Source organism: Methanobacterium lacus (genome assembly GCF_000191585.1).
Lineage (GTDB): Archaea > Methanobacteriota > Methanobacteria > Methanobacteriales > Methanobacteriaceae > Methanobacterium_B > Methanobacterium_B lacus.
In genome coordinates this window covers 578,278-603,652 of record NC_015216.1, presented here as the reverse complement: position 1 = coordinate 603,652, position 25,375 = coordinate 578,278, and the positions used below count along the sequence as shown (strand labels likewise).

The 25,375-nt window shown below is 37.4% G+C and carries 32 protein-coding genes; 30 read left to right on the top strand and 2 right to left on the bottom strand.

Features of this window, described 5'->3' with window-relative positions; translation table 11 throughout:
- The first annotated feature begins 263 nt into the window (after positions 1-263).
- From METBO_RS03175 to METBO_RS13565, 28 genes are all read left to right on the top strand, one after another.
- Positions 264-926 carry an RNA ligase partner protein gene (locus METBO_RS03175; RefSeq protein ID WP_013644225.1) on the top strand — a complete coding sequence of 221 codons (663 nt, stop codon included), beginning with the start codon at positions 264-266 and terminating at the stop codon, positions 924-926.
- Between the two features lie 155 nt (positions 927-1,081).
- Positions 1,082-2,371 carry a histidine--tRNA ligase gene (hisS, locus tag METBO_RS03170; RefSeq protein WP_013644224.1) on the top strand — a complete coding sequence of 430 codons (1,290 nt, stop codon included), beginning with the start codon at positions 1,082-1,084 and terminating at the stop codon, positions 2,369-2,371.
- Positions 2,372-2,426: 55 nt separating this feature from the next.
- The gene (gene hisI, locus METBO_RS03165; RefSeq protein WP_013644223.1) at positions 2,427-2,825 is read left to right on the top strand and encodes a phosphoribosyl-AMP cyclohydrolase; all 399 of its coding nucleotides are present in this window, start codon (positions 2,427-2,429) and stop codon (positions 2,823-2,825) included.
- The gene (locus METBO_RS03160) at positions 2,825-4,660 is read left to right on the top strand and encodes a PINc/VapC family ATPase (RefSeq protein WP_013644222.1); all 1,836 of its coding nucleotides are present in this window, start codon (positions 2,825-2,827) and stop codon (positions 4,658-4,660) included. Before hisI ends, METBO_RS03160 begins: the two co-directional genes overlap by 1 nt.
- A gap of 23 nt (positions 4,661-4,683) precedes the next feature.
- A complete protein-coding gene (locus METBO_RS03155) occupies positions 4,684-5,439 on the top strand; it encodes a sugar phosphate isomerase/epimerase family protein (RefSeq protein WP_013644221.1) in 756 nt (251 codons plus the stop codon).
- A 166-nt stretch (positions 5,440-5,605) separates the two neighbouring features.
- Positions 5,606-6,274, top strand: a complete 669-nt coding sequence (npdG, locus tag METBO_RS03150) for an NADPH-dependent F420 reductase (protein ID WP_013644220.1) — start codon at positions 5,606-5,608, stop codon at positions 6,272-6,274.
- Positions 6,275-6,326: 52 nt separating this feature from the next.
- On the top strand, positions 6,327-6,911 hold the full coding sequence (gene hxlB / locus METBO_RS03145) for a 6-phospho-3-hexuloisomerase (protein ID WP_013644219.1): 585 nt from the start codon (positions 6,327-6,329) through the stop codon (positions 6,909-6,911).
- Positions 6,912-6,959: 48 nt separating this feature from the next.
- On the top strand, positions 6,960-7,463 hold the full coding sequence (gene endA, locus METBO_RS03140; RefSeq protein ID WP_013644218.1) for a tRNA-intron lyase: 504 nt from the start codon (positions 6,960-6,962) through the stop codon (positions 7,461-7,463).
- Between the two features lie 79 nt (positions 7,464-7,542).
- The gene (locus METBO_RS03135; RefSeq protein ID WP_013644217.1) at positions 7,543-8,640 is read left to right on the top strand and encodes a tryptophan--tRNA ligase; all 1,098 of its coding nucleotides are present in this window, start codon (positions 7,543-7,545) and stop codon (positions 8,638-8,640) included.
- A 76-nt stretch (positions 8,641-8,716) separates the two neighbouring features.
- On the top strand, positions 8,717-9,349 hold the full coding sequence (locus tag METBO_RS03130; RefSeq protein WP_013644216.1) for a stage II sporulation protein M: 633 nt from the start codon (positions 8,717-8,719) through the stop codon (positions 9,347-9,349).
- 119 nt (positions 9,350-9,468) lie between these two features.
- Complete coding sequence (thrC, locus tag METBO_RS03125) at positions 9,469-10,668, top strand: threonine synthase (RefSeq protein WP_013644215.1); 1,200 nt, start codon at positions 9,469-9,471, stop codon at positions 10,666-10,668.
- A 236-nt stretch (positions 10,669-10,904) separates the two neighbouring features.
- Entirely contained in the window at positions 10,905-11,108 is a 204-nt protein-coding gene (gene hfoB, locus METBO_RS03120) for a histone HfoB (protein WP_013644214.1), read from the top strand.
- 460 nt (positions 11,109-11,568) lie between these two features.
- A complete protein-coding gene (gene rpl7ae, locus METBO_RS03115) occupies positions 11,569-11,940 on the top strand; it encodes a 50S ribosomal protein L7Ae (protein ID WP_013644213.1) in 372 nt (123 codons plus the stop codon).
- A gap of 63 nt (positions 11,941-12,003) precedes the next feature.
- On the top strand, positions 12,004-12,210 hold the full coding sequence (locus tag METBO_RS03110; protein ID WP_013644212.1) for a 30S ribosomal protein S28e: 207 nt from the start codon (positions 12,004-12,006) through the stop codon (positions 12,208-12,210).
- 16 nt (positions 12,211-12,226) lie between these two features.
- A complete protein-coding gene (locus tag METBO_RS03105) occupies positions 12,227-12,388 on the top strand; it encodes a 50S ribosomal protein L24e (protein ID WP_013644211.1) in 162 nt (53 codons plus the stop codon).
- On the top strand, positions 12,385-12,843 hold the full coding sequence (gene ndk / locus METBO_RS03100; protein WP_013644210.1) for a nucleoside-diphosphate kinase: 459 nt from the start codon (positions 12,385-12,387) through the stop codon (positions 12,841-12,843). The genes METBO_RS03105 and ndk overlap by 4 nt, the downstream gene beginning before the upstream one ends.
- 48 nt (positions 12,844-12,891) lie before the next feature.
- Positions 12,892-14,679, top strand: a complete 1,788-nt coding sequence (infB, locus tag METBO_RS03095; protein WP_013644209.1) for a translation initiation factor IF-2 — start codon at positions 12,892-12,894, stop codon at positions 14,677-14,679.
- Between the two features lie 136 nt (positions 14,680-14,815).
- The gene (locus METBO_RS03090) at positions 14,816-15,193 is read left to right on the top strand and encodes a 30S ribosomal protein S6e (protein ID WP_013644208.1); all 378 of its coding nucleotides are present in this window, start codon (positions 14,816-14,818) and stop codon (positions 15,191-15,193) included.
- A gap of 19 nt (positions 15,194-15,212) precedes the next feature.
- Positions 15,213-16,439, top strand: a complete 1,227-nt coding sequence (locus tag METBO_RS03085; protein WP_013644207.1) for a translation initiation factor IF-2 subunit gamma — start codon at positions 15,213-15,215, stop codon at positions 16,437-16,439.
- 30 nt (positions 16,440-16,469) lie between these two features.
- Positions 16,470-16,838 (top strand): type II toxin-antitoxin system VapC family toxin, encoded by a 369-nt coding sequence (locus METBO_RS03080; RefSeq protein WP_013644206.1) that lies wholly within the window; start codon positions 16,470-16,472, stop codon positions 16,836-16,838.
- A gap of 55 nt (positions 16,839-16,893) precedes the next feature.
- Complete coding sequence (locus METBO_RS03075) at positions 16,894-17,415, top strand: inorganic diphosphatase (RefSeq protein ID WP_013644205.1); 522 nt, start codon at positions 16,894-16,896, stop codon at positions 17,413-17,415.
- A 124-nt stretch (positions 17,416-17,539) separates the two neighbouring features.
- Positions 17,540-18,118 (top strand): DNA-directed RNA polymerase, encoded by a 579-nt coding sequence (locus METBO_RS03070; RefSeq protein WP_173319787.1) that lies wholly within the window; start codon positions 17,540-17,542, stop codon positions 18,116-18,118.
- Positions 18,119-18,301: a transcription elongation factor subunit Spt4 gene (gene spt4 / locus METBO_RS03065; RefSeq protein ID WP_013644203.1), complete on the top strand. Its 183-nt coding sequence runs from the start codon at positions 18,119-18,121 to the stop codon at positions 18,299-18,301.
- Position 18,302: 1 nt separating this feature from the next.
- Positions 18,303-18,812 (top strand): GTP-dependent dephospho-CoA kinase family protein, encoded by a 510-nt coding sequence (locus METBO_RS03060; protein ID WP_013644202.1) that lies wholly within the window; start codon positions 18,303-18,305, stop codon positions 18,810-18,812.
- Between the two features lie 2 nt (positions 18,813-18,814).
- Positions 18,815-19,120, top strand: a complete 306-nt coding sequence (locus METBO_RS03055) for a 30S ribosomal protein S24e (RefSeq protein WP_013644201.1) — start codon at positions 18,815-18,817, stop codon at positions 19,118-19,120.
- 17 nt (positions 19,121-19,137) lie between these two features.
- A complete protein-coding gene (locus METBO_RS03050) occupies positions 19,138-19,302 on the top strand; it encodes a 30S ribosomal protein S27ae (protein ID WP_013644200.1) in 165 nt (54 codons plus the stop codon).
- A gap of 96 nt (positions 19,303-19,398) precedes the next feature.
- Positions 19,399-20,808: an argininosuccinate lyase gene (gene argH, locus METBO_RS03045; RefSeq protein WP_013644199.1), complete on the top strand. Its 1,410-nt coding sequence runs from the start codon at positions 19,399-19,401 to the stop codon at positions 20,806-20,808.
- Positions 20,809-21,029: 221 nt separating this feature from the next.
- A complete protein-coding gene (locus METBO_RS13565; RefSeq protein WP_013644198.1) occupies positions 21,030-21,182 on the top strand; it encodes a hypothetical protein in 153 nt (50 codons plus the stop codon).
- 15 nt (positions 21,183-21,197) lie between these two features.
- Here METBO_RS13565 and METBO_RS03040 read toward each other — a convergent pair whose 3' ends face one another.
- Complete coding sequence (locus tag METBO_RS03040; RefSeq protein ID WP_013644197.1) at positions 21,198-22,289, bottom strand: ATPase; 1,092 nt, start codon at positions 22,287-22,289, stop codon at positions 21,198-21,200.
- Between the two features lie 56 nt (positions 22,290-22,345).
- The gene (locus METBO_RS03035) at positions 22,346-22,801 is read right to left on the bottom strand and encodes a YbhB/YbcL family Raf kinase inhibitor-like protein (RefSeq protein WP_013644196.1); all 456 of its coding nucleotides are present in this window, start codon (positions 22,799-22,801) and stop codon (positions 22,346-22,348) included.
- A 340-nt stretch (positions 22,802-23,141) separates the two neighbouring features.
- Here METBO_RS03035 and METBO_RS03030 point away from each other — a divergent pair, with 340 nt between their 5' ends.
- The gene (locus METBO_RS03030) at positions 23,142-23,351 is read left to right on the top strand and encodes a histone family protein (RefSeq protein ID WP_013644195.1); all 210 of its coding nucleotides are present in this window, start codon (positions 23,142-23,144) and stop codon (positions 23,349-23,351) included.
- Between the two features lie 219 nt (positions 23,352-23,570).
- Complete coding sequence (locus tag METBO_RS03020) at positions 23,571-25,346, top strand: ribosome biogenesis/translation initiation ATPase RLI (protein WP_013644194.1); 1,776 nt, start codon at positions 23,571-23,573, stop codon at positions 25,344-25,346.
- The last annotated feature ends 29 nt before the right edge of the window (positions 25,347-25,375 follow it).

The following is a 25,375-nucleotide window of genomic DNA, read 5'->3' as shown; positions in this document are numbered from 1 at the left end:
CTTAAAATTCATACACCTTCTACTCTGTTAGAACATTGATATAAAAATTGAGAAATGAAAAATTATTTAGGATGGAAACTTAAGTTAGAGTTCTATTTTGCAGAGTTTTACAATTAATAATGGGTTTTTGGTTCGTTGTTTAGTGATTTAGAAATTCTTTTATAAAGTGGACTTCATATATTTCTGTATAGGATTTGGTGACAGTTTAATTATCTAAATGATTAATTGTTGGTAACTTATGTAAAATGGATTGAGGTGTACAAATGCTTGCAAAACAGAGATTTGTTCTGGATACCACTGCTTTTACAGATACTCAACTTAGAGATGATTATGGAGAAGGTGATCTCTCAAAAACAGTTGATGCAATGCTTGATCTCATTGCAAAATCAAGAATTAAGCTCAATATAAGCTGTCATATGCCTCCAATAACCTATAAAGAATTTACAGATTACATGTCTCGTTATGAATGTCCCGATGAAACCCTTGTGAAAGCAGAAACATGGATAGTGAAAAAAACTCCCAACAGGTACGATACCAAAATTCCCTCTGAAATATTCTATGAATATGTTCAGGACATGAGGGAAAGGATGAACAAAGGTATGAGAATATCTGAAAATGGAATATGGGAAGCAGCAGTAGAGTCCATGGTTATGATGTCACGAGGGACGCAAAAATCCGAAATTGAAGCAAAAGTACTTGGAAAAGCAATTACAGATTTTAGAAAACGTTACAGAGCAGCCTTACGTAAAGGAACCCTGGATAGTGCTCCAGACCTTGATGTTCTTCTGCTTGCCAAGGAACTTGGTGCAGGAGTTGTTGCTGCAGATGAAGGAATAAAGGTATGGGCAGAAAGGTTAGGACTCAGATTTTTAAGTGCCAAATCATTCCCACAAATGATGGAAGAGTACCTTCAGCACTACGACTAAAAAACAATTAAAAATTTCATTGATTTTAACAAGTATTTTTTTTTGTTGAAAACCACCATATTTTAAAAACATCGAGCCTAATAGTTTATAGTTGATACGAGACTCCTAAAAAATAAATTAATTTAATTATTTGATGAATGGCAGGGAAGAATAAAATGGAATTACAAAGACCTAGAGGAACCAGAGATTTTCTTTTTGAAGAGATGAAGGAAAGAAAAAATGTAGAAAACACCATGAAAAGAATATTTGAATCTTATGGTTACGGTGAAATTAAAACTCCAATCTTTGAAGAATTATCGTTGTTCACAACAAAATCTGGAGAAGGAATTAAGGACCAGATATATCACTTTCAAGACAAAAGCGGTAGAGATCTTGCCCTCAGACCAGAATTAACCGCCCCAGTGGCAAGAATGTACATCAAAGAACTTCAAAAAGCACCTAAACCAGTTAAAATGTACTACTTTGGTAGCTGTTTTAGGTATGAAAGACCTCAGGCAGGAAGATTTAGGCAGTTCTGGCAGTTGGGTTGTGAACTTATTGGTGGTAAATCACCAGGTTCTGAAGCTGAAGTAATAAGCATGGCAGCACACTGTCTAGATGAACTGGGACTTGAAAATTATGAAATACACATCGGAAACCTTGGAATTTTGAGGAATATATTGATCGATGCGCAAATTCTGGGTGACACCCAAGATCAGGTTATGGCGGCCATTGATAAAGGGGATGCTGAAGAACTTAAAAACCTTTTAAAATCCATAAATACTGATGAGGATTCTGAAGAACTGTTGTTAAAACTTATTGATATGAAGGGTGATGCATCAATATTGAAGGATGCAGAGGCACTGATCAATTGCAGTGAAAATGCATGTAATGCATTGTTCGAACTTGAAAAACTTTTAGAAGCATTGGAAGCTTTTGGATTTTCAAATTACACCGTTAACCTAGGTATTGCCAGGGGATTGGATTACTACACAGGCACAGTTTTCGAGATATACGTCCATGGTCTTGGTGCGCAAAAACAGATAAGTGGTGGAGGAACCTATAATTTAATAGAGCTGTTTGGCGGGGAAAAGGTGGAATCCACAGGATTTGCATTCGGTTTTGACAGGGTTATGGAAGCCTTGAAAAAACAGCAAACAACCATAGACAAAGAAGAAGCAGTGAAAGTGTTTGTGGCACCTTTAAATTCAGATTTAAGTCTTACTGGTTATGAAATTGTCCAAAAATTAAGGAAAGCCAACATCGGTGCAGAAGTTGATCTGGTCGGTAAAAAGTTGAAGAAGATCCTTTCATACGCTGACACAAAACAGATAAGTTACGTTGTTCTTCTGGGATCCAGAGAGTTTGAAGAGGGTAAAGTAACAGTCAAAGATATGAATACTGGGGAACAGGAATCTGTGAATATTTCAGAGGTAGAATCCTACTTCAAGACTATGCTAATGTGATGTATAAGCCTGTTTAATTAAAATTTATGACTATATGGATGTTGAGGGGATTACAATGGATAAACTTGATCTAAATTTCAGACATGAGGTAGGGGGAGAAAAGTTAGTTATAGCCATAGCACAGGACCATGTTAGTTCTGAAGTGTTAATGGTTGCATACATGAACGAAGAAGCCCTTAAAAAAACCCTTGAAACTGGTATTGCACATTACTACAGTACTTCACGAAAAAAACTCTGGCTCAAGGGCGAAAGTTCAGGACATACCCAAGAAGTTAAAGAAGTTTTAACTGATTGTGATGAAGATGCTGTTCTTTTAAAGGTTGAACAGAATGGTGGGGCTTGTCATGAAGGTTATTATTCCTGTTTTTTCAGGAAAATAGAAACTGATTCAGGAGAACTGAAACTGGTAAAACAGAAAATATTCGAACCAGAACAGATTTATGGAGAGAAATGATGAAAATCGTTCCAGATACAAGTGTAATAGTTGATGGTAGAATTACTAAGATCGTACTAGACAAAGATTATCATGGATGCGAAGTCATAGTTCCAAAGGCAGTTATATCCGAACTAGAACATCAAGCCAACAAAGGTCGAGAAACAGGCTTTAATGGTTTAGGTGAGCTTAAAGAATTGCAGAGACTATGCAGAGAAGGAAAAATTAAGTTAAGCTACGTCGGTAGAAGACCTAACCCTGATGAAATAGCCCTTGCAAAGGGTGGGGAAATTGATGCCATGATCAGGGATACAGCAGGTGAACTCAACGCCACACTCATAACCAGCGACAAGGTACAGAGGGAAGTTGCCCAAGCTCAAGGATTGGAGGCTATCTACCTTAAACCGGAAATGATAGGCTACAAAGAGTTGATTATAGCCAAATACTTTGATGAAGACACCATGTCAATTCATCTGAAGGAAAATGTAGTTCCCATGGCAAAAAAAGGTAGTCCTGGAAATATTAATCTGGTTAAAATCGGTTCAAACCCTCTTAAAAGGTTAGAACTCGAGAAGATGGCCAGAGAAATAACTGAAATGGCTAAAAGTGATTTTAAAAGTTTTATCGAAATTGAAATGGAAGGTGCCACAGTTGTACAGTTTAGGGAGTACAGGATCTCAATAGCCAGACCGCCATTTTCAGACGGAGTTGAAATTACCGTTGTAAGACCAATTACCAAGGTATCCATGGATGATTATAAACTTCCAGAGAAACTGGTCGACAGATTAAAAAACAGTGCCAAGGGTATTTTAATTGCAGGATCTCCAGGAGCTGGTAAAACAACATTTGCCCAGGCAGTTGCAGAATTTTACAGCAGAGATATGGGTGCAATAGTTAAAACCATGGAATCTCCACGTGATCTTCAAGTTGGAGATGAAATTACCCAGTACGCACCCCTTGAAAAGGACATGGGAAAAACTGCAGATATTCTTCTATTAGTCAGACCAGACTACACCATATATGATGAACTCAGAAAAACCAAGGATTTCAGGATATTTGCGGACATGAGACTTGCAGGTGTGGGTATGATTGGAGTGGTTCATGCTACAAGGCCAATAGACGCTATTCAAAGAATAATTGGTCGTGTGGAACTTGGAATGATACCCTCAATTGTTGATACAACCATCTTCATAAACAACGGTGAAGTAGCTGCTATTTACGATGTTAAACTGACTGTGAAGGTTCCAACCGGCATGTTGGAAGCAGATCTTTCAAGGCCTGTGATTGAAATTACCGACTTTGAAACCGGGGATCTGGTGCACGAAGTATACACCTACGGTGAACAGACCATAGTCATGGATGTGGGTGTTGAAACCCGCTACGAAAAAACACCAGTACAAAAGATTGCTGAAAAGGAAATAGTGAAGGAGATCAAGAGAAGAATTCCTGATGCAACGGTAGAAGTGAGCATGAAATCTGATAAACGTGCCACTGTACGCATAAACGAAGATAACATTCCTAAGCTCATTGGTAAAAAGGGAAAAACCATAGACGAAGTTGAAAAGAAGATCGGTATAAGCATTGGAGTGGAAGCCCTCGAAGTTAAAGAGATCAAAAAGCTGGAAAACAGCTTCAAGGTGAACGCCGAAATTTCAGGCAATTATGTGGTTTTAAATTTTAAGAAAAATGTTGTTGGTACTCCATTCGATATTTTAGTTGATGAAGATTACTTGTTCACAGCCACTGTAGGTAAGAAAGGTAACATAAAGATCAAACAGGACATCGAACTTGCAACCATAATAATCAATGCAATGAAAAAGAACATACCAATATACGCCAGGATCAGACAAGAATAAACTGGCATCCCCGGAGAATTAACATGAAAATAGGAGTATCTACATTGGCACTTTCGCCAACACCCCTGGAAACTGTGTTAACAGGTTTAGAAGATAGGAAGGTGGAGTACTGCGAAATAATGAATGAGTATCCCTACAACGATATTGACAGCGATGTTGTAGGGTCCTACAACCTCAAGATCAGTATTCATTCACCACTATCTGATGTCAACATCGCAAGCTACAACGATAGGATGAGAACATCATCGGTGTCAGCCATCAAAAATTCAATAGATACTGCAGTATCGGTTGGAAGTGATGTTGTTGTGGTTCATCCAGGTCAGGTTCCAATACTTGGAAAAAAGTTCATTGACAGGATCAAAGAGCACAGTTTAGAATCTCTGAGGGAATGTTCAAACTACGCAGATGAAAATGGGATCATGATCTGCATAGAAAATATGCCAGATTTTGAAGAGCTTCTACTGAGGGATCTAAACGAAGTTCACAATGTGGCTGAGGAGTTAGATTCCCACATAACTTTAGATGTTGGCCATGCCTACAACATGAACTTCTCTGTTGAGGAAATGTTAAGTTCCCCAAGAATAAAACATATCCACCTATCAGACAACGATGGAAGCTATGATAGCCACGATGCAATCGGAAGTACAAACATAGACTTCAAATCCCTGTTTAAAGAATTAAAATCTGTGAATTATGATGGAATATTAGTTGTTGAAGTGAAGGATCCTGCTGCTTTAACAGAGAGTTTGGATTATATCAAAAATGAGTTGAAGATCTAATAATATATTAAACCAAGGATACTTAGCTAGAATATGCTGAATGATCCTTGATCATCCCATCCACGAAAACCAAATCCTATTTTTTATATATTGTTGAAAATATACCATGGTATCAGATGAAATAAGGATGATAATACAATGAAAATTTACGAAGGGGTTGTTTAATTTGAAAATAGCTATAATTGGCGGTACAGGAGATCAGGGACTTGGACTTGCATTGAGATTTGTGAAGGCTGGAGAAGATGTGATAGTGGGATCAAGAGATATTAAAAAGGCTGAAACAGCCGTGGATCTCATGAAAGACATTTTAGGTAGTGAAGATCTTCCGAATTTAACAGCCATGACCAATCAAGATGCTGCTTCAAACGGAGATATTATTATTTTAACTGTTCCACTTCAAGCACAGATGGTAACATTAAAATCCATCAAGGACAATTTGAAGGGAGAAATATTTGTTGATGCAACATCACCACTCGAAGGTTGTTTAGGTGGTAAACCAACAAGGTACGTAGACCTCTGGGAGGGATCTGCAGCAGAAAGATCGGCAGAGTTCCTGGGTGACAATGCAGTGGTTGTTTCTGCATTTTGTAATATCAGTGCATCTAGTTTGACTACCGTGGATGAAGATGTTGAATGTGACTGTCTTGTTTCTGGAGACGATCATGAAGCAAATTTGATTGTTATGGAACTTGCAGAGAAAATTTCCGGTGTTAAATCCATTGAATGTGGGGCACTTGAAAATGCCAGGATCGTTGAGAAGCTGACTCCACTACTAATCAATTTAAACATTCGAAACAAAGTTAAAAACGCTGGAATAAGAATAAGCAATATTTAGGTAAAAAATTTAACTATATTATAATTTAACACAATCAATTGAAGGTCTATGAATGGAACATATTAAAAAAACTGTGGAAAACATAACTAAACATGCCCTGACAGTCATAGATAAGATTGATGGAGCCCAAGTAGACCAGATGATAACCACTATCCAAAATGCTAAATCTGTGTTCATAGTTGGTAGTGGTAGATCAGAGTTAATTGGTAAAGCATTCGCAATGAGGTTGATGCATTTAGGATTTGTTGTGTACGTAATTGGAGATGTCACAACTCCCGCTATCGACAATGAAGATTGTTTAATTGCCATATCCGGTTCTGGTGAAACTAGAACAGTTACACTAGCAGCTGGAACTGCTGCTAATTCCGGAGCCACTGTGATAGGTATAACAGCCACTCCATCTTCTACCCTGGGAATCTATCTTGATGTTTGTGTGAAGATTGAAAGTAAAACTAAGACACCATGGAAACATTACACTTCAGCAGTTCTCAAGGGAGATTATGATGATCTAACACCCATGGGAACACTCTTTGAAGACACAACTCATCTGTTTTTAGATGGACTTATAGCAGAATTTATGGCACGTTTAGGTAAGAAAGAAGACGATCTCAAAAGGAGACATGCTACCATCGAATAATTCCATGAAATTAACATTATAAATATTATAAAATCAAGTGTGGTGTATATGAACGCAGAATTATCTGGTGACATCGTTATAGTTAAAAACGGAAATACCGCAAAAATCCATGAAAAAAGCCATTTTGGAAATTCATCTGAGGACGGACTTCAACTTTCATTTGTAGAAGCCCTTTATCTAATGGAAAAGGGAAAGTTAGAAGTTGAAGCTGATGGTGAAGAAATTTCCATCGAAGAGATGTTCGGATTCATAAGGAAAACCAGTGCATTTTCTAATTACATCGTGTACAGGGACTTGCGTAACAGGGGTTACATAGTAAAAACTGGATTCAAGTATGGATCTGAATTTAGACTGTACGATCGTGGAAAATCCCCTGGAGATGGACATTCAAACTACCTTGTTAAAGTGGCAAGTGAAAACAGTGAATTCATGATGTCTGATCTTTCAAGTTATGTCAGGGTCGCCCACGGAGTGAATAAAAAATTGTTATTTGCTGTGGTGGACGAGGAAAACGATATAACTTACTACAACGTTGAATGGACTAGGCCATGAATCATTTTATGGATACTTTCAAGGTATGAGTAAATTATAAAATATTAAAAAATTGTACTAGTAATTTTAAGGTGATTTAGTGATAGACCCATGGAGTTCAGCTGTTGTAGACTACGAAAATCTCATTGAACAGTTCGGAATTAAGCCATTCGCAGACCTTCTGCCAGAAGTGGATGATCCCCCAGTCCTCATGAAGAGGGGAATAATATTTGGTCAAAGGGATTTTGGCAGAATAGTTAAGGCCATGCATGAAAAATCTGAATTTGCTGTTGTATCTGGAATGATGCCCAGTGGAAAAATGCATATAGGCCACAAAATGATTGTTGATCAATTAGTATGGTATCAAAAACATGGCGCAGATATATTCATACCAATTGCAGATATGGAATCATTTTCAGCAAGGGATATTGAATTTAAAGAATCAAGGGAACTTGCAATTGTTGAGTACCTAACCAATTACATTGCACTCGGACTGGATTTTAAACAGAAAAATATTCACTGTTACCTACAATCCGAGAACAAAACTGTCCAAAGTTTAGCATACCTAACTGGTAAAAGAGTGAATCTTAATGAGATGAAAGCAATCTACGGATTTTCAGGCTCAACCAACATATCTCATCTCTATGTCCCCCTTGTACAAGTTGCTGACATTCTACATCCCCAGTTAGAAGAATTTGGCGGACCTAAACCAACAGTGGTGCCAGTAGGCCCGGATCAGGATCCTCATATCAGATTGACAAGGGACATTGCTGATCGTTTGAAGAGCAAATTCAATTTCATAGCACCGTCTTCAACCTATCACAGATTCATCACAGGATTAACTGGAGATAAAATGTCCAGTAGCAAGCCAAAAACGGCCATATTCTTGAGTGACAAGCCTGAAGTTGCAGAAAAGAAGATTAAAACTGCTAAGACAGGTGGAAGAGAGAGTTTAGACGAACAAAAAAAGTTGGGAGGCATTCCTGAAGACTGTGTTGTTTACGAGATGCTTCTCTACCACTTGGTGGAATCTGATAAAGAACTTGTGGAAATGTATCATGACTGCAAAAATGGGACAATGATGTGTGGAGAATGTAAAGCCAAAGCAAGCACCATGATAAGAATCTTCTTCAAAGATCTCTCCAAACGCAGGAATGTTGCAGAGGGAGAAGCCCGAAAGATATTAAGTAATTACTAATAATAGAACTGAAAAATAATACCTAAAAGATGTGGTGATATACCTATAAATATTCCAATTGAAGGATGTGAAAAGTTTGAAAAAAGAGCGATACGATGGATTTTTTGGTGGGCTTTATAAACGAAACGAAGTATTCATAATGCTTTCAGCTGTTATTCTCCTTGGATCAATTTTTGCAGGGTATGCGTTTGCAGGAGTTTTAAACTCTGTTCTCGGAGGATTTTATGGAGATTTCCAGAACAAAATTATCCATGGACAAATACAATTAAACACCTTCTCACTGTTCTTTAACAATTTAAATGTCGCCCTATTAATTTACATTGGTGGAGCATTCGTAGGAATCATATCTGCAGGGTATCTCATCTTCAACGGACTTTTCATTGGCTATGCCGGTACACAGTTCCCATTGGGAGATTATCTTGTGTACACATTACCCCACGGAATTCCGGAACTTTTAGGAATTATTATTGCAGGAGCCGCAGGTTTCAGGCTTGGAAGCTGTGTTCTGAATATTTTCAAGGATTTACTACATATGAGAACAGATATTTCGAAAGGAACCCAGTTCAACTACATTATAGGAATGCATATCGATGAATTTTGGGAATCATTAAAACTCCTATTTATAGCCGCGGTACTGTTAATTATTGCTGCATTCATAGAAGCAAACCTCACCATTGCATGGGGAAACTACGTAAAATCTGTACTCTAACATAACAATCAAAACTGTTCTTAACCAAGCTTCTAGCCAAAACAGGACAGTTCAAAACTTTTTATTCAAAAAAAAATAATGTCATAAATTTACAATAAAAAAAATTAGCAAGTGATAGAATGATGAAGTGTATATCGTGTGGAGAAGAATACGAAATTGATGAAATAATTTACACCTGTAAAAAATGTGATTCCACACTTGAAGTGGTTTCCAGCCATCCAGATATTTCTAAAGATATTTTCAGCTGCAGAAAATCCACCATGTGGAAGTATAAGGAATTTTTACCAGTTGATGAAACAAAAATTGTCAGCCTAGAAGAGGGAGGCACCCCCTTCTGTAAATGTGATAAACTAGGGTCCGAACTTGGAATAGATCTGTATGTTAAGGTTGAAGGTTCAAACCCCACTGGAAGTTTTAAAGACAGGGGAATGAGTGTAGGTATGACAAAGGCTGTTGAACTTGGAGTTAATACAGTAGGATGTGCTTCAACAGGGAATACATCTGCTTCACTCGCAGCCTACGCAGCTAGAGCTGGTAAAAGATGCATCGTGCTCTTACCTGCAGGGAAAGTTGCACTTGGAAAACTTGCACAGGCAATGTTTCATGGTGCTGAAGTTATCTCAATACGTGGAAACTTCGATGAAGCACTTGAAACAGTCACATCATTAGCACTGGAAGGACAGCTTTACCTTTTAAATTCTGTTAACCCCTACCGTTTAGAAGGCCAAAAAACCATAGGATTTGAGATCGTAGATGATCTGGGTTGGAAGTCTCCAGACAGGATAGTGTTACCTGTGGGTAATGCAGGAAACATTTCAGCTATATGGAAGGGAATTAAAGAATTTCATGAGGCAGGATTCATGGATGATCTTCCAATGATGACTGGAATACAGGCTGAAATGTCAGCACCAATAACCAATGCTGTTCGCCAAGGCAAAAATACCATAGAACCAGTTAAGGATCCTGAAACAATTGCAACTGCAATAAGAATAGGTGCACCTGTAAGTGCACAGAAGGCATTGCGGGCCATATATGAATCAAACGGTTATGCTGATACAGTCACAGATGATGAAATATTGAGTGCTCAGAAATTACTGGCAAGAAAAGAGGGAATTGGAGTAGAACCTGCGTCTGCAGCATCAATTGCTGGCCTTTTAAAGATGGTTGAATCTGGTGAAGTAGACAAAGGCGAACAGGTCGTTTGTATTGTGACAGGTCACCTGTTAAAAGACCCTAATACTGCAATAGATGCCTGTGTAGAACCTTTGGAAATTGATGCTGATGTTAAAACTCTTTCAAAGATTATTAACAAGCAATGAAGGTTTTCCTACCACTATTTTTTTTTAATTGATCTGAAGATTTTCTATATCCCAATTTTTTCCACATCAGTAAATACAACATAATTTGTCATGGGCTGACCAAAAATGAAATAGATCATGATGACATGACCAAAAAACATACAAATCACTGAATAAATCTCATAAATATACCATAAATATATAAGGGATTACGACAACAGTGTATATTAACAAAGATATTTAGTGAGGTGATTAATGTGGAATTACCAATTGCTCCAATAGGAAGAATAATAAAAAATGCCGGTGCAGAAAGAGTAAGTGACGATGCTAGAGAAGCTCTAGCAAAAGCTTTAGAAGAAAAAGGTGAAACAATAGCTTCTGAAGCAGTCAAACTTGCAAAACACGCAGGAAGAAAAACTGTTAAAGCATCTGACGTCGATTTAGCCGTTAAAAGACTTTAAATAGTTTTTCTCTTTTTTTCTTTTTTTAAATAAGTTAAATAAACCTTTAATCAAGTTTAATTTTCGACAATTTAGTCTGAACTTCCTATCAATATTTTCTCGTTAATTCCTTACAATCGAGAACTCAGAAAACAAATTATAAATTCTTTTGTAATCCTTTGAAAAATTGGTTAATCAGATCAAAAATTGCCAGAATATTTAACATATGAATACAGAATATAAGATGTTGATTTTAATTTCATGGGCATCAAGCAAACTTTATATATTATGATAATGAAATATCCAATAGACTACTTTTGAACTATGAAAATCATTCTATGAGTTAAGTTGCTTATAATTAGAATTTGATTTATCAGTGTTTTATAGTCATTTCTGATCGGAAGAACTTTTATATGAATAAAATGTAAAAGTTGATCTGCCGATGGATGGTTAAAACCAGATGAAAAAGGAGGTATAATAAATGGCAAAAGCAATATATGTTAAATTCGATACACCAAAAGAAATAGCAGACAAAGCTTACGAAGCTTTAGAAATAGCCAAAGATACAGGTAAAATAGGTAAAGGTACCAACGAGGTTACCAAGATGATAGAGAGGGGTAACGCTCTGTTAGTATTCATAGCTGAGGACATAGACCCACCAGAAATAGCAGCACACCTTCCTGTACTTGCTGAAGAAAAGGAAATACCTTACGTTTACCTTCCAACCAAAGACGAGCTCGGAGAAGCAGCAGGTCTAAATGTTGGAACTGCATCTGCATGTATCATAGACGCAGGTGAAGCTGAAGATTTAATCAACGATGTAGTTGAGAAAGTCGCAGAGCTTAAAAAGTAAGTATAAACACTATTTTTACAGAAGGGCCCATGCCTTTCTTATTTTAATTTGAAGGTGATTTAAATGGAAGATGGAACTCCTGCTGAAATTATAGAGGTTCTGAAAAGGACTGGAATGACTGGAGAAGTCATGCAGGTTAAATGCAGAATACTTGATGGAAGAGACAAGGGAAGAATACTCACTAGAAACGTCATGGGAGCTATAAGGGAAGGCGACATTTTAATGTTGCTCGATACAATACGGGAAGCTAAAGAAATCCGTACCCCATAATTAAAAGGTGCTTAATATGAGAACATGTTCATTCTGTAAAGAAGAAATCGAAGAAGGCACAGGAAAAATGTACGTCAAAAAGGACGGTACTGTATATTTCTTCTGCAGCAGCAAATGTGAGAAAAATCAAATCGGACTCGGAAGAGTTCCAAGAAAAGTTAAGTGGGTCAAAAAATGAAACAGAGAAGTTTTGTAATGCTAAAACCTGATGCAGTTAAGAGGAGACTTGCAGGTGAAGTCTTAGGCAGGTTCGAGAACCGTGGTCTTAAGATCCTCGCAGCAAAGTTATTAGTTATAACCCCTGAACTAGCTAAAGAGCATTACGGAGAACACTCTGAAAGACCATTTTTCAAAGATTTAGTTGAATACATAACTTCAGGACCTGTTCTTGCAACAGTGATCGAAGGCGAAGAATGTATCAGCTTAATCAGGAAAATGGTTGGAGCTACTAACCCTCAGGAAGCGGATCTAGGAACTATTAGAGGTGATTACGCCATTGATACCGGTCGTAACATAATACACGCCTCTGATTCAGAAACTTCAGCAGCTAGAGAAATAGCATTATTTTTCGAAGACTCTGAAATCTACGATTACAGCATGCCTGATGAAGAAATGATATACGAAGAACCATAATATCAAGAGCCTTAATTTTTTTTACGCTCTATTTTTTGGAGGTTTAAATTGAAGATTAGATCACCCATAGTGTCTGTTTTGGGTCATGTTGACCATGGAAAAACCACTCTCCTTGACTTTATAAGGGGCGGTGCAATGGCCCAGAAGGAAGCTGGAGGAATAACACAACACATTGGTGGAACAGAAATTCCCATGGAAGTCATTGAAACCATATGCGGAAACCTCTTAACAAAGCTAGACATAAGGGAGACTATGCCAGGTCTGTTTTTCATAGACACACCTGGACATGAAGCATTTACAACTCTCCGTAAGAGAGGTGGTGCACTTGCAGATCTTGCAATACTCATAGTTGACATCAAAGAGGGATTCAAACCCCAAACCTATGAGGCACTTAACATTCTCAAAACATTTAGAACTCCTTTTGTAGTTGCTGCAACCAAAATTGATAAAATTTATGGATGGGAAACTAACAAAGGATTATCATTCATTCAAACTTACAACAAACAGGCCCCAAGTGTCCAGGAACAGCTTGATACAGGTGTCTATGAACTTGTAGGAGTATTGCACGACGAAGGTTTTGAATCTGAAAGGTTTGACAGGGTTGAAAATTTTGCCAGACAGATCAGTATCATTCCAATAAGTGCTAAAACAGGAGAAGGAATACCCGAACTTTTAACAATGCTCATGGGACTTGCCCAGCAGTATCTTAAAGAACAGCTGCAGCTGGAAGCAGATGCACCTGCCAAGGGAACTATTCTGGAAGTGAAGGAAGAGAAAGGATTGGGTGTAACTGTTGATGCTGTTATATACGACGGCATACTCAAGAAGAACGACACCATTATCCTAACTAGTCTGGACGATATCATAACCACTAAGATCCGATCAATACTGAAACCAAGACCCCTTGAAGAAATGAGAGACTCTAAAAAACGTTTCCAAAAGGTCAACGAGGTTGTTGCAGCAGCAGGAATCAAAATTGTAGCACCAAAAATTGAAAACGTTGTTTCAGGCTCACCCCTTAGAGTTGCCAGGGGAAATTCAGAGGGAGTCAAAGAAGAGGTACTGGGTGAAATTGAAAGCATAAAGATAGACACCGATGAAATGGGTGTCATTGTAAAGGCTGATACACTTGGATCACTTGAAGCACTCGTTAGCATGCTTAAGGACATGGAAGTTCCAATAAGAGCTGCTGATATTGGAGATGTTTCAAGAAGAGATGTGGTTGATGCATCCATAGTTCAGAAGGACAATCCTGAATATGGGGTCATAATATCATTTAATAATAAAATTTTACCATCTGCAGTTAGTGAAATTTCTTCTACTGGTGTTAAACTGTTTCATGCAGACGTGATCTACCAGTTGACGGAAGATTATGCAGAATGGGTGGCTGCAGCTGAAGAAAGAAAGAAGAAAGAGTGGATAGACGCTATTATCCGTCCTGCTAAGATCAGAATAATTCCAAAACTTGTTTTCAGGATTTCTAAACCTGCCATTGCAGGTATTGAAGTGCTTGGAGGAACTGTGAAAAAGGATTACATCCTCATCAACTCCGATGGACACAAGGTTGGTAAAGTTGAAAGTATGCAGGACAAGGGCGAAAATAAACCATCAACTTCAAAGGGTCAGCAAGTAGCAATGGCAATAAAAGATGCCGTAATTGGAAAGGATTTTGAAGAAGGCGATGTTCTCTACGCAGATATCCCTGAAAACCATTACAAAATCCTTGAATCTGAACTTAAATCAAAACTCTCAGAAGACGAACTTCAAATACTAGATGAACTAGTTGAAATTAAAAGAAAAGAAGATGACTTATATGGATTGAGAGTTGAGTACTGAGTTTGGAACAATTTATAAAGAAAAAAACCCTGAAATCTAAAGATTCTTAAGAATCAAACCATGATCATTGAATTTACAATGGAAAACGATAAATAATATAGATTATATAGAACCAGAATAAGATGGAGGAGATATATTGGCATTTAAATTAGTTATTTCAGAAGGCGAAAAAAGCCATCAAATGGAAGTTGAAGCTGCAGAATCTAAAAAACTCAACGGTTTAACAATAGGCGAGGAATTTGATGCTACTCTAGTTGGTTTAACTGGTTACAAACTTAAAATAACCGGTGGAAGCGATAAAAATGGTTTCCCAATGAAAAAGGACGTTGATGGATCCAGAAGAATCAAGAGCTTACTCGCTGGAGGAATCGGATTCAATCCTAAAAGAGATGGACAGAGAAGAAGAAAAACCGTTCGAGGAAACACTGTATCAGATGATATAGTACAAATAAACACTGTGGTGACCCAGAAGGGTGAAAAGGAAATAAATGAAATTTTAGAAAGTGAAGAGTAAAAGTTACGGGTGTAATATCGTGAAAATACAGTCTGAAATTAACATAGGGCTCGTGGGACATGTAGACCACGGCAAAACAACACTGACAAAAGCCCTATCTGGAATATGGACAGACACCCATAGTGAAGAGACAAAAAGAGGAATATCTATAAGGTTAGGTTACGCTGATATCACCTTCCGTAGATGTACCTCTTGTCCAGCTCCACAATGTTTCACAACTGCAGAGATCTGCAGTCACTGTGGAGAAGAAACCAGTACCCTTAGAAAGGTATCGTTCGTTGATTCACCTGGGCATGAAACATTGATGGCTACCATGCTTTCAGGAGCTGCCATAATGGATGGTGCTGTTTTAGTTATTGCTGCCAATGAAACATGCCCTCAGCCTCAAACCAAGGAACATTTAATGGCACTGGACGTTATTGGTGTAACAGATGTCATAGTTGTCCAAAACAAGATAGATATTGTTTCAAAAGAAAGGGCATTGGAAAGTTATAAGGAAATTCAGGAATTTGTAAAGGGAACTTGTGCTGAAAATGCACCGATAATACCTGTTTCTGCACAACAAGGTGCAAACATCGATATTTTAATCGAAGTTATCCAGGAAAACATCAGAACTCCTAGAAGATCACTTAGAAAATCTCCAAGATTGTTTGTGGCAAGATCGTTCGACACAAATAAACCTGGTTCCAGTCCAGACAAGATAGAAGGTGGAGTAATCGGTGGTTCACTCATTCAGGGAAAACTCAAAGTTGGAGATGAACTTGAAATAAAACCCGGAATACAGGTGAAGAACAAGGGTAAGATGGAATGGATGAGTCTGGTTTCAGAAATCACAGGACTCGTAGGTGGAGGAGAATCTGTCGATGAAATAGGTCCTGGAGGACTTATAGGTGTGGGAACCAAACTTGACCCTGCATTAACCAAAGCAGACTCTTTATCAGGATCCGTGGCTGGAAAACCAGGAACATTACCTCCAATCATGCATGACTTCACAATGAGAACCCATCTACTTGACAGGGTAGTTGGTACCAAGGAAGAACGTAAAGTCGAACCTATAAAATCATCTGAATTGTTGATGATAAACATAGGTACATCAACATCTGTTGGTGTTGTTACTAGTGCAAGGAAAAACGATGTTGAAGTCAATCTCAAATTACCTGTTTGTGCTGAAGAAGGTCAAAGGGTTGCACTCAGCAGACGTGTTGGAGCTAGATGGAGGTTAATTGGATATGGTATCATCAAATGATTGTGAGGCAGTTTTAGACGCAAATTTTTTATGATGGCATTCCAGTTCAATGTGGATGTGGTGGGGGAACTCAGAAATATCATTCCTTCGTGCAGATTAATTGTTCCATCCACTGTTTTGTATGAACTGGAAGGTATAAAAAAACGATCTAAGGGTAAAAATAAAATTGCAGCATCAATTGCACTTAAAATTGCAAAAACTCCCCCAATTGAAGTTAAAGAAATGAAACTTCAAACAGGAGAAACAGTTGATGATTCCCTGCTCAGAGTTTCCATGAGATCGAAGATCCTTTGCACAAACGATCGCGAACTCAGAAACCGAGCACGTGAAATTGGTATAAATGTTATATATCTCCGTCAAAGAAAGTACCTTGATGTTGACGGACATATAAAACGCTGATATTTAATAATTTAGGAAAAGTTAACAACTTACAGTTGCAGGAGGATAAAAAAATATGAATCTCTGGAAAGACATACCCACTGGACCATCGGTTCCAGAAGTGATTTACGCCGTTGTGGAAATTCCGAAAGGATCAAGAAACAAATATGAATATGATAAGGACATGGAAGCATTTGCACTTGACAGAGTTCTTTACTCTCCATTCCATTATCCTGCAGAGTATGGAATCATTCCCCAGACACTATGGGACGATGGCGATCCCATGGATATCTTGGTGATTATGGACGAAGCAACGTTCCCTGGATGTGTCATTGAAACCAGACCAATCGGAATCATGAGAATGATTGATGGTGGAGACAGTGACGATAAGGTTCTTGGAGTTCCAGTTAACGACCCTAGATTCACAGACATTAAAGATATCAGTCAACTACCAAAACAGTACCTGGATGAAATTGCACATTTTTTCACCGACTACAAAAAACTTGAAGGTAAAAAGACAGAAGTTTTAGGATGGGAAAGTGCTGAAACTGCATTTGAAGCCATAAAACATTCAATTGATCTTTACAAAAATCTCTAAAAATAATAAACATTATTTTGCACAGAGACTATACATTATGAAGTTCATATAATTAGTAGTAATCAACATTAAATATTTGCTTAAACTTTTATTAAAGCAAAGTAGAGGGATTTGTTTGTATTTAATATCCAAAATAGAAGACACTGTGAGAATTCCACCTAACAGGTTTGAAGATCCATTGGAAGACGTGGCTGTTGAAATATTAAATGAAAGCTACGTTGGAACGATCGACAAAAAACTTGGGTTGATGGTAACAGTAAAAGAAATAGAAGAGTTAGGCATTGGAAAGGTTATAATGGGTGATGGAGCAGCATATCATGATGTTGTTTTCAACGCACTTTTCTTCAAACCAGAACTCCATGAAATAGTCGAAGGAGAAGTCATAGAAATAACCGAATTCGGAGCATTTATCCGTATCGGACCTATGGATGGACTTGTGCACGTATCTCAAGTTACTGATGACTATATAAATTACGATGGAAAAAGAGGAGCATTGATGGGTAAAGAGTCTAAAAAAACTCTTGAAGAAGGTAACAATGTACGTGCAAGAATTGTTGCCCTAAGCCTCAAAGGAAAATCATCCAAAGAGACTAAAATAGGCCTTACAATGAGACAACCTGGTCTTGGAAGATTCGAATGGATCGAACAAGAAAAAGAGAAGAAACCAAAAAAAGAAAAATCTGCGACAAAGGGGAAGAAGTAGATGGTTTTAAAAGCATGCACTAGATGCCACAGGCTGATGGAAGAAGACAGATGTGCAATATGTAACATAGCATCTTCAAAAAACTGGAGCGGCTTTTTAATTGTTATTGATCCTGATGATTCAGACATCGCTAAGGAACTTAACATCACACTTCCTGGAGAGTATGCTCTGAGGGTTAGATAGTGTGTTAATACTAAAACAGGATATGCGATCAGAGTTTAAAAAACCAATTGGAACTCTGTTTCCAACAATATCAGATGCAAAAGATTCTTTGGATAAAAAAGGAGAAAAAGGTCTTTTAATATCCATTGGAGATGTTACCACTCGTAAAATGCTTGATGAAGGTATAATTCCTGATGTGGGCATAGTTGATAATTTGATAGAAAGAGAACCATCAGATTATGAAATTTGTTACGATAACGTTACATTAAAAACAAAGAACCCCCCTGGAACCATAACAGATCAAATGTGGAAAACAATTAAGGAAGGATTCAGCCTGGTTGAAAAGGCCGGTTACAATGTACTCATAGTTGTTGATGGAGAGGAAGATCTTTCCGCAATTCCATGCATGGTTATGGCACCTGAAGGCTCCATAATATTTTATGGCCAGCCAGGAGAGGGAGTTGTACTTTGTGAAGTTGATAAAACAAAAGAAAAGGCACAAGACCTTATCAAAAAGTTAGAGGAGGCATAATTATGGAAATCAATGTAAATGAAAAAATAGAAAATCCACTTTTAAACAGAACTGAAATACACTTTGACTGCACCTACCAGGGAGAAGCAACCCCTAAAATCATGGATGTTAAAAACAGACTTATAGCAACTTTGGATGTAGATAAAAACCTTCTCGTTGTTCACAACCTTAAACCATCCTACGGTGAAGGTAAGGCCATCGGATATGCAAAGATCTACGATTCTGAAGAAAGTTTAGCTAAAATTGAAAAGGATCATGTAGTTAAGAAGAATGCAGCAGTTGTTGAAGAAGCTGAAGATGAAGAATAAAAAGGAGGGTTTTTAGTATGAAAAAATTTGAACTCTACGAAGTTAAAGATAACAAGATCATCAGAAAAAATCCAGAATGTGTAAGATGTTCCCACGGAGTTTTCATGGCTGACCATGGAGACAGATACGCCTGTGGAAAATGTGGATACACACAGTTTAAAGGTAAAGAAAACAAGAAATAATCCAAAATATTTTTATTTTGGAATATTTCCATTTCATTATTAAAATTTCACAATTAAATTTATCATAAATTATTAAAAATTAAAGGTGGCTTATTTTTGAATCTTAGGTCTGGACGACTCAAAGGTAAAATGACTGCAGATGCAGTATCTTTTACCAGTTCCCTCGAATTTGATAAGAGAATTTTCAACGCAGATATCAAGTGCAATATTGCACACACCACCATGCTCAAAGAGCAGGGAATCATTCCTTCTGAAGATGCAGATAAAATTGTTGAGGCACTTCAAGCTCTTGAAGTTGAAGGCATCAATGCATTGGAATGGGATATGTCTGTTGAAGATATACACATGGCCCTTGAAAACTACGTTACAAACAGAATCGGAGAAGTTGCAGGTTTCATGCACACTGGTAAATCAAGAAACGACCAAGTTGCCACCGATCTAAGACTGGTTTTGAAGGAAGAAATTGAAATCATTGAAGAGGATATCTTGAAATTTTTAGATACCCTGATTGAAATGGCATCAATACACACCGAAACTATAATGGTGGGTTACACCCATCTGCAACATGCACAACCAACCACATTTGCACATCATCTTCTAGCCTATGCAAATGAAGTTAAAAGGGATTATGAAAGATTAAACGATGCTAAAAAACGTGTTGATCTCTGCCCTCTTGGATCCGCTGCAATGACTGGTACTGGATTTAATATCGACCGCGAAAGGACAGCTGAGTTATTAGGTTTTGGTGGAGTCATGGAGAACTCCATGGATGGAGTGAGTTCAAGGGATTTCATGGCTGAAACTGTGTTTGCCCTTGCAATGATGGCATCCAATCTAAGCAAGATCAGTGAAGAATTGATTGTATGGAGTAGTTATGAGTTTAGGTTGGTTGAAATATCGGACGAATACTCTTCAACCTCTTCAATAATGCCCCAGAAAAAAAATCCTGATGTTGCGGAAATTTCTCGTGGAAAAACAGCTGTGTTGTATGGAGAGCTCATGACGATCATGTCAATACTCAAAGCATTACCCCACAGCTACAACAGAGACCTTCAGGAAATAACACCTCACCTATGGAATGCTGTTGATATTGGACGTTCCATGCTGAATATCACATGTTCTATGTTAGGGTCAATTGAATTTAATTCTGAAAGGGGATTGGAACTGGCACTTGCAAACTTCTCAACAGCTACTGAACTTGCAGATCTGATGGTAAGGGAAAAAAAGTTACCATTTAGAATTGCACATCAAATAGTGGGAAGAACCGTCACCAAAGCCATTGATAACCATATTAAACCCGATGAAATTGATGCAAAATTCTTGGATGAAGTTGCCATTGAAATTAATGGAGAAAAACTTGGATTAGATCAGAAAACTGTTGAAAAAGCTTTAAATCCTGTTGAAATTATTAAAGCACGTGATGTTCTTGGAGGACCATCCCCAACCGCTGTCAAGAAATCTATTTCCAGTTTGAAGAATTTCATTGAGCTACAAAGAAATCATTAAACTAAAAAAAATTTATTTCTATTTCTTTCTACACCTTTTTTATTTTGCATCACATTCCCATTTTGTAAGTATTTTTTTCATTTGAACATTAATTAATACGATTTATCCCATTTATACTGTTTAAAGTATGATAAACCAATAATAATCTTAAATTTCTGGATTTGTGTTCAAATATTAATTATTTCATTAAAAATATATAGTCCGAACTACAAAATAATACTATGAATTCCAACACTAAAAAAGAAATAATGGGTATAATAGCCATAATAGTGGGTATAATCTTTATTGTAGAACCTGTAGTGTTACCATGGCTTTTAGGTATTTTACTCATTATCTACGGAATATTAGAATTGTTAAATAGAGGAATGGATTAAACCGGACAAAAGGACTTATAAAGCTTTTGTAATCAAGTTTAAGGCTTGACCAGGTTCAAGTACACCTGCACGTGTTTCTCGAAGTACCCTTTGTATGGAAAATCTGCGCATGTGTGGATGTAACTTGTGAACTTCGTTTAGTAAGGGACATCCATATCCTCCGACACTCTCAACATCGAAGTATCCTGAAACTGATCTAGTTTCACCCTTGGTTGCAGATAGCATGGCAGGTAGGTTCAATCTCCAGAAGCCATTTAAACGCACCATGGATTGTGATCCTGTTGCAAGGAAGTCTCCGAATATGATGAATGGAATTTCAGATTTTTCAGCATATTCTAAAAGAGAATCTTCTATGGTTTTTGAGCACTTACCACAAGGATGTATTTTTCCTTCGAGGGAGTTTTCTATAACTTCCCCCATATTTACGGGAAGATATTCGTGGGGAACATTTAACTTACTTGTTAATCCGTTTATATTCTTTTTAAAATAGGACGGAAGAATAATACTCCCAGGATCAACTGTCACTGCCACGGGATTGAATCCCAAAAGTTTAGCAACGATGAGTGAAAAGCTGCTGTCAACCCCACCAGAAAGTGCAACAATTGCTTTATGATCCTTTTCCATTTCCAATTTTTTTTGTGAACCTTCCAACTTTAACTGTTTCAATCCTTCTTCAAATTCTGATAAGTAATTGAACTTTGCAAGATTGTTTATTCTTAAATTTAGTAGATTTTTAAGATTTTTGATAGGTGTTGTATCCTCACCCAATATTTTCTTTGAACTGTTAATTTTTTTAAGGGCTAGTTCCATTCTGTAAATTCTAACCATCATATCAGAGTAGGCATCTACATGTATGTTGTTCACTTGGAGGGCTTCTCTTAACTTTCCAACAACCCAACCTCCCTTACCAATTACTGCTGATTTTTCAGGCCTATCCGGAGCAATAATGGTGAGATCATTTGTTTCTCCGTCGTATATAACGCGTTCAATTGTAAATCCCAGTTCAGTGGTCAGATCTAAGTTTGAAATTTCTGCACTCCCATTCCCAATGATTGGTTTAATTGCATTTTCCAACACCCCCACCATGTAATCTACTTCTAACTTCATTTTTGTGTTCCCATTGATTTTTTATTTTTTTATAGATAAAGGCTGAAATTAGTAGTTTAACGTGTGTATCTTCCCATCAAACTGCCTTCATCAATGATATGACCCTCCATTGCCTTCTTCAGTTGTGAGCGTGTTATCATTGATGGAAGCTCAATTTCAGAGTCCAATGCATAAATTCTGTAGTAGTACCTGTGAGTTCCGTCTGGTGGGCATGGCCCCCTGTAACCCACAGTTCCAAAGTCGTTTAGACCCTGTTTAGCACCGTTTTTAGTTTCTTCTCTTTCCATGATCCATTCATCAACAGCATGGAGTTCTCCAGGGATGTTAAAAATTACCCAGTGGGTCCAAATTCCTTGGGCTGCGTCTGGATCCTCACATATTATGGCATACTTAACAGCATCTGCAACAGGGCTCCATTCAAGTGGAGGTGAAACATTAACCCCTTTACATGCGTATCTGTCAGGTATTTCTTCTCCTTCTTTAAATTTCTGGCTTGTAATCTTTATTGACATGTATAGACCTCCAAGTTAGGTTTGATTTGATGTTGCATATGTTTAAGAAAAAATTATTTTTTTATATATCTTTCATGATTATACTATTTTGTTGTGAATAATCTGATTTAACAAATTTTTCGCTGAAATTTTAACTTTTTTTAAATTTCAGTTTGTGATGGATAACTCATGGAGCTCAACCAAACTATGAATTGATCTATAGTTGATCAAAAAGTCATTGATGACAGATATGTGGTATTGGATTTTGATTATGACAGAATCCGATTAAGGGTGATCAATACAGATAACTACGACAAATTTAAATACTATGGAGTCTCAATAATCTATTGAGGTGGTATAAATGACTGAATTACCAGTTGCTCCAGTAGGAAGAATCATAAAAAATGCTGGTGCCCAGAGAATAAGTGATGATGCAAGGGACGAGTTAGCCAAAGTGCTTGAAGAAGCAGGTGAAGAAATAGCTTTAGAAGCTGTTAAACTTGCTAAACACGCAGGAAGGAAAACTGTTAAAGCATCCGATATAGATTTAGCTGTTAAAGCAAAAAGCTAATTCTATTATTTTTTTTTAAATCTTTAAATTATTTTTTTTAATTCTCAAATTCAAAAAAACCTAAACTTAGGTACAAATTTATATCCCCAACGAAACCATTTATTTTGTAAACTATTTCTAACAACAAATTTTATACCAAAAGTCTTTCTAATATCATTAATAAATCCCCATTTGAAACATAAATTTTTATTTAATAAACTCATTTTTTGGTGATTAAATTTGACGAGAATATCCATATTAGACCATGATCGATGCCAACCTAAAAAATGCAACTATGTCTGCATTGAATACTGTCCAGGAGTCAGGATGGAAGAGGATACCATAACCATCGATGCAAAAACAAAAAAACCAATATTATCAGAGGAACTCTGTTCTGGCTGCGGAATATGTACCAATAGATGTCCATTTAAAGCAATTAATATCATAAATCTTCCAGAAGCCCTTGATGATCCTATTCATCGGTATGGAAAAAATAAGTTCGAATTATTTGGACTGCCCAACATAAGGGAAGGTTCTGTTGTAGGAATACTCGGACCAAACGGAATAGGAAAATCAACTATAATCAGAATGCTTTCTGGTGAACTCAAACCAAACCTTGGAGACTACGAATCTGAAACTTCGTGGGAAGATGTTGTGAATTTTTTCAAGGGTTCTCAACTTCAATCCTACTTCCAAAAACTGTCCGAAGGCAAACTCAAAGTGGTTCACAAGCCCCAAATGGTGGACATGCTCCCCAAATTTGTGAAGGGAAATGTAAAGGATCTTATGGAGGGAGTTGATGAAAGGGGAGCTATGGAAGACGTGCTCGATGCACTGGAACTAAGACCCATACTAAGCAGGAGCATATCAAATCTAAGTGGAGGAGAACTTCAGAGAGTTGCTATTGCTGCTGCAGCATTGAGAGAAGCTGATTTCTATTACTTTGATGAACCAACATCTTGGTTGGACGTTAAACAAAGATTAAATGCTGTTCAAGTTGTAAGAACACTTTCAGATGCTGGAAAATCTGTTATGGTTATTGAACACGATCTTGCAGCATTAGATGCAATATCCGATTATGTTCACATACTCTACGGTGAGCCTGGTGCCTACGGTGTTGTCTCTCAAATGAGGGGTGTGAGGGTTGGTATTAATGCCTATATTAATGGATTTTTAAGGGAAGAAAATGTAAGATTCCGCAGACATCCCATTGTTTTCGATGTTAAACCTCCTGCTCTGGAAGTTGAAGCTGAAGCACTGGCAAACTATTCTCCACTTAAAAAATCATATGATGAGTTCAGTTTAGAGGTTGATGAGGGTGAAGTACAGCACGATGAAATTATAACTGCATTTGGACCCAATGGTATAGGAAAAACCACCTACGCCAAGATGCTTGCAGGAGTTACCAAACCTGATGATGGACAGATAGACAAAAAAGTTTCAATTGCTTACAAACCACAGTACCTTGTTTCAGACTTTGATGGAACTGTACAGGAACTTTTAATCACAACTGCCACTAACTACGGCAGTAACATTTTTAAAACTGAAATAATGAAACCATTCAGCCTCGAAGCCCTTATGGAAAAGGAAGTGAGTGAACTGAGTGGAGGAGAACTACAAAGGTTATCTGTTGCTGTTGCACTTTCTAGAGATGCTGAAATATATCTGTTTGATGAACCAACAGCATTTTTAGATGTAGAACAAAGATTAAAGGCAGGTAAAGCTATTAAAAGAGTTGTGGAAAGTCGAAATGCAGCAGGAATCATTATTGACCATGACATAGTATTTATTGATTATGTATCTGACAGGGCAATGGTTTTCAACGGTGCACCAGGTGAACATGGCCATGCATCAAGTCCAATGAACCTCAGATCAGCAATGAACAGCTTCTTATCCTCGGTGGGCATAACGTTTAGAAGAGATAAAGAAACTAAAAGACCAAGAGTCAATAAATTTGGAAGTTATCTTGACAGGGAACAGAAGGAGAAGGGAGAATACTACTACTTAGAAAGCTGAAAAAATTAGCCAGAATCCCCTTCTTTTTT